This is a genomic window from Paenibacillus ottowii, from assembly GCF_006874425.1.
Classification (GTDB): domain Bacteria; phylum Bacillota; class Bacilli; order Paenibacillales; family Paenibacillaceae; genus Paenibacillus; species Paenibacillus ottowii.
The window spans coordinates 160,764-174,617 of record NZ_VIJZ01000008.1 but is presented as its reverse complement, the minus strand read 5'-3'; the positions used below and the strand labels follow the sequence as shown (position 1 = coordinate 174,617).

The window sequence follows — 13,854 nt, the reverse complement described above, 5'->3', positions numbered from 1 at the left end:
AGCGTTTTATTTGCGACAGACTACCATTTCAAAGGGAGGATTCACATGACATTTACAAAGAAAAGAAAACAACGCATGTCCATCCTGATTGCAGTCATGGTTATCATGGCACTCTTAGCCGGATGTGGAGGAGGTAGCGGAAACAGCGCACAAAAAGCAAATGGAGAGGATGATAAATCCCAGAAAGTTCAGCTGCAATTTTATATGCTGGGTGATGCGCCTAAGGACCTGCCTACCATTGAGGCAGAGATCAATAAGTTGGCGGAAAAAGATTTGAATGCCACCGTCAAATTTAACTATACGACGTGGACAGACTGGGATCAAAAATATAAGCTGTTATTGTCTTCGGGCCAGCCTATTGACCTGATCTTCACTGCGGATTGGACGCAGTATCAGGCCTATGCCAAGAAGGGCGCATTCCTGCCGCTAGACGATCTGCTCCCTAAGGCTGCACCTGCCTTGCAAAAATTTGTACCACAGGACATGTGGGATGGGGTTAAAATCGGTGGCAAAATTTATACCGTGCCTGGCACGTACAAAGAATATGTCACAAACGGTTTTGTATGGCGTGAAGATTTACGTGAAAAGTATAATTTGCCTAAACCGACCGATATCAAAAGTTACGAGGCTTATATGGATGGGATACGCCAGCATGAGCCGGGTATGAAAACCGTATCTTTGAACAGCGATATCAAGGGAAATCTGCATGATCGATATACCGAATTAGTAACGAAAAGTATTGGTGCTTTGCCTTATGGCATTGGCATCAAATATGAAAAACCAACAGAGGTGTATAAATATTGGGGCTCAGATGAACAAAAAGAAGAGCTGAATACTTATAAACGCTGGGCTGATAAAGGATTCATTCCTAAAAATGTATTAAACGTAAAAGATACGCTTCAGGATCAAGTCACTTCTGGGAAAGCAGCGAGTATTTTCGGCGACAATCCAACCCGCTTTAATGATATGGTCATTAAGCTCAAAGCATCCCACCCGGACTGGAAGCTTGAGTACTATCCATTCCCGCTGACAACGGGCTATGCAACTCCGGTGCATCCGATTCATAACGGCTTTGCAATTCCAAAAAGCAGTCCGAACCCAGCCCGCGCATTGGCCTTTTATGAAAAGCTGGTGACAGACAAACGCTATAACCTGCTTACGCAATATGGTATCGAAGGTAAAAACTATGAAGTCAAAGATGGTTACTATCATATGATAGGTAGCGGTAGCACGAATGGATTTTCACGGGAAGGTATGAACAGCTGGGCTTGGCGTAATCCGGAATACATGCTGTTTGATTCAGGTTTTGACCGTGTGAAGAAGATATTTGCGGAGCTGGATAAAATCCAGAAGCCTGATCTGTTTACCGGCTTTGCAGAGGACTATACGACCTACCAAGCAGAAAAGGCAGCATTGGAACAGGTGGAGAAGCAGTATCTGTATCCACTCCAAGCTGGACTAATCGACAACGTTGATCAAGGTCTTGAGACCTTTTTGCAAAAAGCGAACCAAGCTGGCTTAGAGAAAATTCAAACCGAATATACAAAACAATGGGAAGCCTACGTGAAGGAGAAGGGGATCAAATAAAACGTAGAGAGCTGTGATCTAAAGCAGAAAAGCAAGTCTCCAGAAGTGGAGGCTTGCTTTTTTGATGTCGCTTATTGCGCATTCGCTTTGGAACGTCGAAAATCTGTGGGTGTCACGCCGAGGCTGCGTTTGAACATACGGTGGAAATAAGAGCTGCTTGCAAATCCGGTTTGTTCTGCCACTTCAGCCACCGACCAATCGGTCTGTTCCAGCAGTTCACAGGCCTTGCGAATACGAAGCTGCTGGATGACGTCCACGATGGTAGACATGGTTTGTTGCTTATAAAGCCGGCTGACATAGATTGGTGACATATTCAGCTCTTCCGCAATCTGATTGAGACAGAAATTGGGGTCCGTATAAGCTTGCTCTATACGTTCATTGATTTGCCGTACCAATCGTTCTTGTTTCGTATTTCGTTTTTCCGCTAGACTGGAGTGAATCTGATCAAAGATCAATTGGTAATGATCGATAAGATCCTCGGCGGTCTCTAATCGATCTGGAGACGGTAATTCTGGTATAGACTCGATAGCTAATCCATTGAGCTCACTGATATGCCGAACAGCATTGTTCACACTCATGATGAGCCGAGAAATTGCCACCCGAACAGAGGAAAACGGATATTGCTCCATGTGCATTAACAGGTCTTGAAACAGTCGGTGTGCATCCTCCGTATGACCCGATAGCAGCGTATCCAGCAATTTTTTTTCTTTATCCGATGGAAATATATAAGTATGTTGGACATCTTCATTTGTAGCGTTTCTGGCATTAATAATACAGCCATGTCCCTGAAAAAAACGGTGCATAGATGCGTTCTCTACCTGGCGGTATAGCAAATGCAGCTGTTCTGGTTGGCTCGTAATCGCACTATAGGTTAGGGATACACTCAGCTTCAAATATTCGAAACAAGCTTCGCGTATTTGGCGTAATAGGGTCTCCAGTAGTACTGTGTCTGTATATTCCGCAGGGTCTAAAATGTTGAGCATTAACAGGACGCTATCCTCATCTATATCAACGGTCTCCACCCGATACGTCTGCCCGCATATTTCAGATGCGATATTCATGATCGCAAATTTGTAGGGTAGCAGATCAGGTCCACGCTCGCTTTGCCACCGCGCATATTCATCTATGCGCAGGAGTACAAGCCGATAGTCTTTGTCGAACTGGAATGTGATCCCAAGCTCGCGGAGCCGTTCCGGTTCTTCACCAGCAGGAAGATTTCGGGTTCCGCGAATCACATTCCGTAAAATGTTTTGCCGGATCGTGTACATACTGTTGCGTTTCTCCGATTCCAGTGTATTCATTTGCATAACAATTTGGCCAATAGGCGTATATAACATTTTGGACAGCAACCAGGAAGCCACGAATCCTGCCATTCCGATGATGGCTGCGATCAATAGCATTGCATTACGAATAACACTTGCCATTTTGATAACGCTTTCATATGGTGTGATACTTATATACTGCCAACCTAGTCCATCCGGGGAAGTATAGGAAATCAACGATCTAATACCATGAAAGTCCTCTACAAAATAGCCTGTTTCCTGTTTTTTGACTCTAGTGTGTAGCCATAGCTGTTCTTTCTCGTTCAAAGCTTCGTCTGTCAACGTTGTCCCAGACAACAGTCTGCCTTGATCATCTAAAATATAAGCGGTTCCGCCTGAGGTGGGGTTCGCCGCCATTTCCTTGTTCATCCAGGCTGCTGACACATTCACAATTACAGCTGAATTTATCGTTTCGTTCGAGTTAATGGCGTCATAACACAAATACGTATAGGCTGCGATATTTGGGCTTGCTTGCTTTACGCCAGCACCGGAGTCTGATGCAGGCAGCAACGGATACGTGCGTGGAATAGGCGTGAAGGGTTTGTAGTTCTGATAATGATCCAGCACGCGAATGATGTCAGTATCAGCCAGTTCATGCTTGCTGAATAACCCGTTTTGACCTTGTGAGGACGCAATGTAGAAGGTGTCACTTTTAGGGTTATACACGTAGATGGATTCAATATATGGCATGGAGTTAAGATAATTGTTTAATTCGGTCATGGCAGCGGTTACATCATATACATTGGGTTTAGGATAATACAACAGTTTGGATAGGGTACTGCTGCGGTACATTTGGAATGCCAACGATTGAGCAATAGATGTCATGTTAATGACCTCTTTGCTTCTCAACGCCAAGCTATTGTGATTGGCTTCGAACGCCTGCTCCTTTTCCACGCGAATGTAGTAGAAATAATATACAGTAGTGGATACCAGCAACGTTAATGTTATACATAACGTAATGCTGACCAGCAATTTGCTGTGAAGCTTGTGATGCTTTTTGAAATTGCTCATATGAACAGGCCTCCTGTCTGTGTGCACATAGCTGTAAAGTACACCCTATTTATGTATTCATTATACGTATGATCTTATGAACAGGACAGTGAACAAACCGATCCTTTGTGAAAAATAATGACTTTTACGTAAAAAGACCGGGAACACGCCACGCAAACTAGATTGCGTCGGTTCCCGGCCGGGTTTATATATTCAAATGTAAAGAAGCAAACATGAGGCGGTACTTCCATCAGTCAGGAAATTGAACGTTACCTTTAACGATATAAGCTTGGCCTGTGCCATTTTCGGCTAGAGCTGGGATGGTATCATTGAGCACGACACCGCGAATGTCCGTCATCCGTATTTTTAGAGGCTGTTTTCCTAAGTTAGTGCCCAAAAAGTGGTTATAATCCTGTTTTTCAAGATTGAGCCATTGTCCGTTTTGTTGGACTTCCATTTTAAGGACCGGATATTTATGATTGCGTACTTGAATAGCTGCCCACCATTGGCTGCTGCCTTCTTTAATGCGATAGGAGACATTGCCGCTAACCGGAGCTTTGACAACTTTCCATGAAATATTGATTTTTCCATCCTTCTGATCACCAATCAGATTGAAGGCATTCGGAGACAGGTCGAGCGCACCACTTGGACCCTCAGGGTATAAATCGGTTACATATACAGTTGTTTTTCCTTTGGGGCCTTGAACTTCCAAATAGGCTCCGGCCAATGCAGCTTTAATTCCGTTATAATTCAGTTGTGTGGGGTTGAGCGCTGTGATTTTGGCATCAGAAGGGATAGGGTCAAGCAGCAGGGCTCCTCCAGAGTAACCTGATCCTGTATATGTGGCGTACCCCGTGTAAGTATCATTCCAAGCAGCCGAAGCAGGCAGGGCGAACAATACGACACTTAGCAACGATGTCAGACCGATCGTTTTGAACTTTCGGAACAGAGATTTTTCTCGCAAAATGATTTCCTCCTTGTTCATGTAATAGATTTATATAGCAAATATAAACACTATATTACCTAATATTCCAAATTGTACAATAGGACTTTGAGGCAAAAAGATACAGTTGGAAGTATTTGTCGATCTACTCATAGGACATATGGTGTGTTTTTAAAAAATGACTGTGTAGATAAGGAATAAGGGGAGGATGAAGTGATAGGGACGAAACTAGGACTTTTGGATGAAGTCTTTTAAATAGAATAAGCGAACTATTGTTCTCCTTTTGATTGTCGTATACAATCGAATCATGCTGATTTTAATAGAGTAGTGTCGACTCTGTGTATGCTGCAACGAAAGGATGTTATGCATCATGATGGGAAGAGCCCATTTAATTATTGGAACCGGGGTCTCCCTGTCAGTATTAGCCTTAAGCGGGTACGAAGTGACCCCGGCTGCCGTGGCCGTTGCTGTGGTCGGTTCATTGTTGCCGGATATTGACGAGCCTAATTCCATGCTTGTGAGCCGGGCGTTACCGAACAAGTTGCTTAGACTCGTACAGCTTCTAATGATCGTGGCTGCGGGTTGGGTGTTCTTTACTCGTTTGGCTCCGCCGCCCTGGAATCTTGTTTTGGCTTTGCTGATGATCAGCGCTTCTTTTATGCCTTCACGGTCCATGCGTAAAGTTATTATTTTTCTAATTGGGATCGGCCTAGCGTGGTATGGGGAATCATATGCCCCCTGGAATTATATCGCCGGGTGTCTGCTGATCATATGTACGCTTGTTCCACACCGAGGATTGACGCATACGGTGTATGGGACAGCAGCATGGACTGCATTGCTGTATGGTACCACACGTTTGCATGGCGATAGCATATGGCTGGCTGGAGGTATGGCATATTTGCTGCATTTATTGGCAGATTCCTTGACGAATAACGGAATTAAGCCTTTGCCACCATTTAAATGGAAGCTTCGATTTAAATTGATGAGCACCGGAACCCGGAAGGGAACAAGGGTAGAAAATGTATGTATCGCCTTAACAGCTGTACTCGTAGTGATTGCGCTGCTTCGGTACAAGCATTTAATTTGAGTTCCTATATTTTTTGCTTCTATTAATCTAAAAAAACAGTCAAGTGCACGTTGTATGTGTCTTGACTGTTTTTTATAGCTTCCTATTCTTTGTTACTTTTAAGCTCGCTCAACAATGGTATTCAGCGTTGTGCGATCTAGATTTTGAACCAGCTTAATGATCAGCTCCTTGGCTGCATCATAATCATCCGTGTGAATGATGGAAGAGGATGTATGGATGTATCGTCCACATATGCCGATGACGGTGGATGGCACACCAATTCCGCTCAAGTGCACTTGACCAGCATCCGTTCCTCCTGTGGAGATAAAATATTGGTACTTGATTTTGTGGGTTTCCGCCATATCCTGCACATATTCCACAATCCCGCGGTGTGTAATCATACCAGGATCAAATACCCGCAACAATGCGCCTTTGCCAAGCTGCCCGTATGCATTCGGATCTCCACCCATATCGTTGGCAGCACTGCAATCCAGTGCAAAGAAAATATCCGGCTGGATCAGATTGGCAGCAGTGCGTGCACCGCGCAGTCCCACTTCCTCCTGAACCGTAGCTCCTGCATACAATGTATTTGGAAGCTGATCCTTTTCCTTATGTAATGCTTCCAGAAGTTCAATGGCCAGGCCTACACCATATCGATTGTCCCATGCTTTTGCCATGATTTTTTTGGGATTCGCAAGTGGAGTGAAATCACAGATCGGGGCGATAGCTGTTCCGGGTACGATCCCCAGATCTTGCGCTTCCTGTCTGCTGTCTACGCCAATATCCAGGTACATATGCTTAATGTCCATCGGCTTACTGCGTTGTGCTTCATCAAGCAAGTGTGGTGAGATAGAGCCAACTACACCGATCATTGGACCATTTGGAGTCAATACTTGAAGACGTTGTGACATGATGGCTTGGCTCCACCAGCCTCCAACCGGCTGGAAGCGAATCATTCCATTTTCCGTAATACCATTCACAATAAAACCAACTTCGTCCAGATGCCCAGCTACCATTACACGGGGGCCACTTTCTTGCCCGCGCAGCACGCCAAAAAGACTGCCCAAACGGTCCTGCACGATTTCATCCGTATAACCGGATATTCGTTCTTTAACCCATGCTCGCAACTCACGCTCATGTCCAGAGATGGAAGGGAACTCGGTTAAGGTTTTAAACAACTCCAATGTTTTTGCTTCCATGATGTATACCTCACTCCTTATTAATTAACCAGTGGTTGTCATCTATTCAGTATGAATGGATTTGTACGGAATGTCCACGATATCATTTTCCTGACATAACATTTCCCCAAAAAGCTCATAATGTTAAGGAGCCAAGCAATCTGAACCGCCAAAGCGCGGAACTTACGAATAAGGGGTGGTGAATGATGCCAGCTAAGTCGGGACAGCGCGGTTTTCGTACCAATTCGTCGCCGTTGTCCATAAATGAGAAAGACTATCAGAGTGTTTCCCAAAAGCATGAACCTTCCAGAAACGTATTTGCCAATTGTGTGCGTGCCTTTCTGGTCGGAGGGGTTATCTGTGTGATTGGGCAGGCAATCCAGGAAGCCTTTATGGCAGGGATGCATATTTCCGCCAAAGAAGCTGCAGCACCAACTGCATCCATGATGATCTTGTTGTCAGTTATATTAACCTGCATCGGGGTCTACGATAAGATTGCCCAATGGGCAGGTGCGGGAACCGCAGTACCTATTACAGGTTTTGCGAACTCGATGTGTTCATCTGCATTGGAGTATCGTTCCGAGGGATTGGTACTCGGAGTGGGCGCCAATATGTTCAAGCTGGCAGGCTCAGTTGTCGTATTCGGTGTGGTGGCGGCATTTATCGTGGGCGTGATCTACGCGATCCTCGGTGTGGGGGGCAATCACTTATGAAAAGACAGGGAGGACAAACCTGGAAGTTTGAGTCGAGACCGCGCATCATTGGAAGCGCAACTGTCGTAGGCCCAGATGAAGGGGAGGGGCCGTTGTCCACAGATTTCGATTATATTTATGACAATATCGAAATAAATGAGAAAACATGGGAAAAAGCGGAACGAAGATTAATTGAGCATTCTACAGAGCTTGCGTTAATCAATGCTAATTTAAACAAAGAGGAAGTGCAATTTTTTATAAGTGGTGATCTGATGAATCAGATTATCAGCAGCTCATTTTCGGCTAGCAAGCTTGCTATTCCCTATCTTGGCGTTTTCGGTGCCTGCTCAACGTCGATGGAAAGTTTGGCTTTAGCATCACTTATTGTGGATTCAGAGGCAGGCGACTACGTAATGGCCAGCACAACTAGCCATAACTGTACTGCAGAAAAACAATTCCGCTATCCTAATGAATATGGAGCACAAAAGCCCCCGACGGCTCAGTATACGGTTACTGGTTCAGGTGCGGCCATTATAGGACATGCCAAGTCAGGAACGGTGGTGGATTGTGCTACCATCGGGCGTGTAATAGATATGGGCATTAAAGACCCTTTTAATATGGGCGGGGCTATGGCTCCAGCAGCGGCGGATACGCTTTTGTCTCATTTTCGGGATACTGGCAGGGACCCTGGATATTATGATCTTATTGTAACAGGGGATTTAGCCTCTGTAGGGCTGCCGATTGCCAAGGAGCTGCTCAAAAAAGACGGATTTGATATGAGTCAGACGGAATTTAATGATTGCGGTTTACTGATTTATGACATCAATAAGCAAAAGAAGGTTATCGCAGGGGGAAGTGGTTGTGGATGCTCAGCTGTTGTAACTTATGGGCATCTGTTAAAGCGGCTCGAAAAGGGAGAATTACAAAAGGTGCTAGTTGTGGCAACCGGTGCGTTATTATCTCCTTTGACTACACAGCAGGGTGAAAGCATCCCTTGTATTGCACATGCTGTAGCTTTTGAAGCGGGAGGACAAGTATGATATATCTATGGGCTTTTTTAGTGGGCGGTGCCATTTGTGTCGTAGGTCAGCTGATGATGGATGTGATCAAAATGACTCCGGCACACACAATGAGTACGTTGGTGGTAGCAGGTGCAATTGCGGACGCTGTCGGAATATATGATCCACTTATCAAATTTGCCGGAGCGGGTGCGACGATTCCAATTACCAGCTTTGGTAACTCACTCGTACATGGTGCATTAACTGAATTGGAAAAGGACGGATGGCTTGGTGTCATTACAGGGATCTTTAGTGTAACAAGTGCAGGGATCTCCTCGGCGATTATTTTCTCTTTTCTGGCATGCTTGTTTGTTCGTCCAAAAGGAAGTATATAGAGGCAGATGCTTTGAATATGACAAAAGTAAAATATATTGTATACGTGAACCCTTCGGATTTTATAAATCGAAGGGTTTTTTTGGCTGTACCAAAACAGGTACGTACGCGAACAGATGGAGCTTGAATAATATGGGCAGGGAGTTAAGTGTACTCTGTGTCCGCCTTCATGTACAATAATAGGAAACATGTTGCTATCTAGGAGGTTCACAGAGTTATGCCCGTGCGTCAAGAATCTGTGCAGATTGTATCTGCAATCCGTTCTAATTTAGAATCATGCATATTAGGTAAATCCTTTGAAATAAAATTACTGCTTACAGCTATGCTGGCAGGTGGACACATTCTGATCGAGGACGTTCCGGGTACGGGGAAAACGCAAATGATCAAGGCTCTCGCTAAATCCATGCGTGGTGATTATCGCCGTGTTCAATGTAACCCTGATATTCTACCGAGCGATATTACAGGCGTATCTATATTTCATCCACGGGACGAGCGTTTTTATTTCCGTCCGGGTCCTGTGATGACTAACATTTTGCTGGCAGACGAAATTAACCGCGCCACGACGAAAACCCAGTCGGCTTTGCTGGAGGTTATGGAGGAACGAAGTGTGACGGTGGATGGGGACACTCATATGTTGCCTCATCCATTTATGTTGTGTGCCACTCAAAATCCGATTGATTTTGAAGGCACTTATATGCTGCCGGAAGCGCAATTAGATCGATTTATGCTCAAAATCAGCTTAGGCTATCCTGATTTGGAGACGGAGCGAAACATGCTGCTTCATCATCAGGCGGGCCAGCCAGCAGACCGTCTGGAGGCTGTAGCGCATATGGAACAGATTGCTGACATCCAGCAGGAAATCAGAGATATCTATATGGATGAAGCGGTGACTTCCTATTTACTTGATATCGTACGAGCAACAAGAGAACACCCATCCGTGCTGCTGGGCGCTAGTCCACGGGCTGCACTTGCTTTTGTCATGGCTGCCAAGGCATATGCTTTTCAAGACAATCGCGACTATGTCCTGCCTGATGATGTGAAGGCACTGGCGCCTTATGTGCTGACGCATCGTTTGCTGCTTCGCCCCGAAGCGCGCTTGGATAGTTCCAACGCCAAGTCCGTGCTGCAGTCCGTACTCCGACAAGTTCATGTACCCGTACGAATGGAGCGTTCTTAGGGAATGAGTATGGTCAAAAGGAAGCGCAGGCTTCCCCGGCTATCAAGTCGTATCTGGCTTATCCTATTTATATGGGTGGTGTGCCTGCTTTATTTGTTGTTTCAGGGCGGAAAGACATCGGTCATGCTGTTTTCTATGGTTACGTTGTTAATCGTTTATTTATGGATGGTGGGTCTGAGTGGAGTTCGTCGCGTCCAGGGCCACCGGCAGCTTTCGCAAGGCTCGGAGTTCGGGGAACTGCTGCATGCGGGAGATCAGGTGCATGTAAAGCTCAGTTTGAGCATTCCTGGCTTTCTTCCGTTACCCTATGTCATTGTTCGTGAGGTGCTTAAGCGACATACAGGGGAATCTTGGTCGTTTGAAGACAGTGTCATCCCCAGTATGAAAGGGGGCGGCCAGCTTACTTTTCAAACCCCTGCTTTAGAACGAGGAAGTTACTATTTTGAGGAAACCGAATGTGTGAGTGAGGACATCTTTGGCCTGTTGGAGCACAAGGGCAAATTGAATGCACGTGGTGAATTTCGGGTGCTCCCCCGAACGGTATTCATTCCATATTGGCAGATCAATGATCGCCGCTCAAGGATGTCTGGGCCGCAGACCGTTCAAACTCGAACACGTCGTGAAACGACCCAAATCAATGGTGTGCGGGATTATGTATATGGAGATCGGTTTTCACGCATCCACTGGAATGCGACAGCTCGTACAGGCAGCTGGAAATCCAAGGAATTTGAACATGAAACGGTTCCCAAAACGATGCTTGTACTGGACGTACAAACAAGGCATTATGTAAACGCCAATCAGTTTGAACTAGCTGTATCTTCTACCGCTTCATTGCTGGAATATGGTGGACGGGAGCGGATGGGGGTCGGACTGTGTACAGCTGGAGAGAAGGGGACCGTTTTTCAGCCAAGTGAGCAGATGATGGAACGACAACGAATGATGCATCACTTGGTGGACATTCACACCACTTCGCAAGGCAGCTTGATGACCGCTGTAGAGAGCTGTGTGCGCCAGTTTCCACAAGGTTGTTATTTTATACTGATTAGTCCGCTGAAGGATCAGCAGGCGCTGGAACTTCTTCGCTGGGCCGATACACGGGGGATGACCCCGTGCCACGTCTATATTGGGGAAGGCTCTGCCGAGGGAGAAGCTGAAAAATGGATGAGTATGCTTCGAGCAAGGGGAATTAAGGGCTACGATGTTGAGAGCCTCGAAGAGCTTCCGGCTGTAATGGGGGGAGGGACACAATGAAAAGCTGGTTACAATCGTTAAAGAGCTCCTGGGCCCCCGCCTTTACTTTCTTATGGATTATTATTATTGCTATGCAATGGGTGTCTTTTGCTTCCGAATTATGGCTGGAAGAGACAAGGGCACTTGTACTGATGACCATTACCATGCTGGCGCTGGTGAAGATTTTACTACCATTCCGTCCATGGATAGAATTTGTCGTTAAGGCAGTAACCCTATTTTTTATTTTGTATCGGACATTGGTGTCTTACTCCATTATTATCCCTTTTGGTGGGGTGGCCAATCGTCTAGACCAATTTATATCTAACATGTCTCCTTATGTTTGGTTTTCCCTCATTGCTTGGCTAGTTATTGAGATGGTCCCGCTTATCGTTACCACGAAGCAGCGGATTCTGGTTTTTGTGGGCATCAATATTGCAGCTCTGGCGGTGCTTGATTCCTTCACACCAACTGTGTTGTGGGAGGAGGTTGCCTGGATTGTCTTTGCTGGTATGGGATGGCTAGTGACACAGCATTTGCAGTATTTTCGTCAGCATTATCCTCAAGGATGGAAGCAGATTCGGCGTTATCCGTATAAAATTGCGGCTAATATTGCTGTCATTTTTGCGCTCATTATTATGGCTGGTGTGAATATGCCCGAGGTGCAGCCTGCTTTGACGGACCCCTATACAGCGTGGACCCAGCGCACTAGCTCAACCACCGCAGGAACCACCAATGGAGCTGGGGTACTGAATCAGCGGATGAACACTGCATCGGGTTATAGTCGCCAGGATAATCGATTGGGTGGAGGCTTTAATTTTGATTATTCACCTGTCATGACCATCACAACTAATCAGCGAAGCTATTGGCGAGGAGAAACGAAACGAACCTACTCCGGTACAGGCTGGAGTGACGTGGGCAACGATGATCCAGCACCAAATGAGGTGTCGATGACCGCAGAGCTTGAAAACGCACAAGAAACGAAGCATTCCACTGAGCAGGTCGTACAGACCATTACAATGCAAAATGATCAGAGCTACCCTGTTCTGTTTGGCGCTTATTCGGTGAATCGTGTTCAATCGGTAGATAGAGATTCACGGGCCAACGGGTTGCATTGGAACCCGAAACAGGCAGAACTTCTTTGGAATCCATCCTCTCGAAGAACTGCTTATCCTAAAACGTATACTTTGGTATCGCATGTTCCCGTGATCCCTGAGAAAGAGCTGCGTAGAAAAAGTTTTAATGAGTTGTATGGAAAAAACAAACAGGAAGCCTACTTGCAAATTCCAAAGGAGTTGCCGCAGCGGGTTCGTGATTTGGCTCGCAATGTAACGGCAACGGCCAAAACGCCGTATGAAAAAGTCGGATTGCTACAGCAGTACCTACAGCAAAATTATGCATATACGAACAATCCGGATCTTTCACGGAAAAGAAGCAGGGATTTCGTGGATGCTTTTCTGTTTGAGATTCGGGAGGGTTATTGCGATTATTACTCCACTTCATTAGTCGTAATGGCTCGCTCCGTTGGGGTTCCAGCCCGTTGGGTCAAAGGGTATGCTCCTGGCCAGCAGACGTTTTCCGATGATGCAGCTGCGGGCAATGGTGACGAAAACATGTCCTCTTACTCCGTGACAAACGCAGACGCTCATTCCTGGGCAGAGGTATATTTAGGCGAATATGGCTGGATTCCTGTAGAGGCTACACCTGGCTTTGACATGCCACTGCTTACGGAGCAGGAGGATTCAAAGACTCCAGAAGCCCCAGCGGTCAAAGATCAGCCAGAACCAGAGCAGCCTGAGCAAACCCCGCAGATGAACCCAGGGGAAAGCTTTGAGATTCATCCTGTAATCATAGGCTCTGCTGTTGCCATTCTTCTATTATGGGCTGCTTATATCATCTGGCGTAACCGGGCAGACATTCACTTTTATCTACTGCGTTTACGTACAGGTAAGCCGCTGACTCCCGATGAAAAGGTGGTCGTCGAAACGGAACACTGGTTACGGTATATGCGAAAAAAGGGCTTTGTCCGTGCCAGCCATGAGACGCTGAGGGAATCAGTCGACAGGTGGTCACAAGAAACACCGGAACGCGCTGCGATTTTACATCATTTGCTCGGATGTTTTGAACAGGCGCGTTATAGTCCTTCGTCGGTAACCGCGGAGGATTGGCGCACTGTTCGTCAGCAAGCTTTCCTGTTGCAGAAGGAATCATGGATAAAACGATGGACTGGACGTAAAGCAAAGTCTGATCAGAAGAATGAAGGCTAGTTTATTTTTATTAA

General features: G+C 46.0%; 11 protein-coding genes. 8 read left to right on the top strand and 3 right to left on the bottom strand.

Annotation, left to right across the window (positions count from 1 at the left end):
- Positions 1-45 precede the first annotated feature (45 nt).
- Positions 46-1,587 carry an extracellular solute-binding protein gene (locus FKV70_RS18835; RefSeq protein ID WP_063210035.1) on the top strand — a complete coding sequence of 514 codons (1,542 nt, stop codon included), beginning with the start codon at positions 46-48 and terminating at the stop codon, positions 1,585-1,587.
- A 71-nt stretch (positions 1,588-1,658) separates the two neighbouring features.
- Here FKV70_RS18835 and FKV70_RS18830 read toward each other — a convergent pair whose 3' ends face one another.
- Together FKV70_RS18830 and exlX are read right to left on the bottom strand one after the other, a co-directional pair.
- On the bottom strand, positions 1,659-3,920 hold the full coding sequence (locus FKV70_RS18830) for an AraC family transcriptional regulator (protein ID WP_142613808.1): 2,262 nt from the start codon (positions 3,918-3,920) through the stop codon (positions 1,659-1,661).
- A gap of 229 nt (positions 3,921-4,149) precedes the next feature.
- The gene (exlX, locus tag FKV70_RS18825; RefSeq protein ID WP_142613807.1) at positions 4,150-4,863 is read right to left on the bottom strand and encodes an expansin ExlX; all 714 of its coding nucleotides are present in this window, start codon (positions 4,861-4,863) and stop codon (positions 4,150-4,152) included.
- A gap of 349 nt (positions 4,864-5,212) precedes the next feature.
- Between exlX and FKV70_RS18820 the strand changes: the two genes are divergently transcribed.
- Positions 5,213-5,929, top strand: a complete 717-nt coding sequence (locus FKV70_RS18820; RefSeq protein ID WP_142613806.1) for a metal-dependent hydrolase — start codon at positions 5,213-5,215, stop codon at positions 5,927-5,929.
- 98 nt (positions 5,930-6,027) lie between these two features.
- Here the strand turns inward: FKV70_RS18820 and FKV70_RS18815 are convergent, their stop codons facing one another.
- A complete protein-coding gene (locus FKV70_RS18815) occupies positions 6,028-7,107 on the bottom strand; it encodes a M42 family metallopeptidase (RefSeq protein WP_063210039.1) in 1,080 nt (359 codons plus the stop codon).
- Between the two features lie 185 nt (positions 7,108-7,292).
- Here FKV70_RS18815 and spoVAC point away from each other — a divergent pair, with 185 nt between their 5' ends.
- The 6 genes from spoVAC (at position 7,293) to FKV70_RS18785 (ending at position 13,840) form a co-directional block, all read left to right on the top strand.
- Entirely contained in the window at positions 7,293-7,799 is a 507-nt protein-coding gene (gene spoVAC / locus FKV70_RS18810; protein WP_063210040.1) for a stage V sporulation protein AC, read from the top strand.
- Positions 7,796-8,818 carry a stage V sporulation protein AD gene (gene spoVAD / locus FKV70_RS18805; protein ID WP_063210041.1) on the top strand — a complete coding sequence of 341 codons (1,023 nt, stop codon included), beginning with the start codon at positions 7,796-7,798 and terminating at the stop codon, positions 8,816-8,818. Before spoVAC ends, spoVAD begins: the two co-directional genes overlap by 4 nt.
- On the top strand, positions 8,815-9,171 hold the full coding sequence (spoVAE, locus tag FKV70_RS18800; protein WP_063210042.1) for a stage V sporulation protein AE: 357 nt from the start codon (positions 8,815-8,817) through the stop codon (positions 9,169-9,171). The genes spoVAD and spoVAE overlap by 4 nt, the downstream gene beginning before the upstream one ends.
- A 215-nt stretch (positions 9,172-9,386) precedes the next feature.
- Positions 9,387-10,346: an AAA family ATPase gene (locus FKV70_RS18795; protein WP_142613805.1), complete on the top strand. Its 960-nt coding sequence runs from the start codon at positions 9,387-9,389 to the stop codon at positions 10,344-10,346.
- A gap of 3 nt (positions 10,347-10,349) precedes the next feature.
- Positions 10,350-11,597 (top strand): DUF58 domain-containing protein, encoded by a 1,248-nt coding sequence (locus FKV70_RS18790; protein WP_142613804.1) that lies wholly within the window; start codon positions 10,350-10,352, stop codon positions 11,595-11,597.
- Positions 11,594-13,840, top strand: coding sequence for a transglutaminase TgpA family protein (locus FKV70_RS18785; RefSeq protein ID WP_142613803.1), 2,247 nt, complete (start codon positions 11,594-11,596; stop codon positions 13,838-13,840). The genes FKV70_RS18790 and FKV70_RS18785 overlap by 4 nt, the downstream gene beginning before the upstream one ends.
- Positions 13,841-13,854 lie beyond the last annotated feature (14 nt).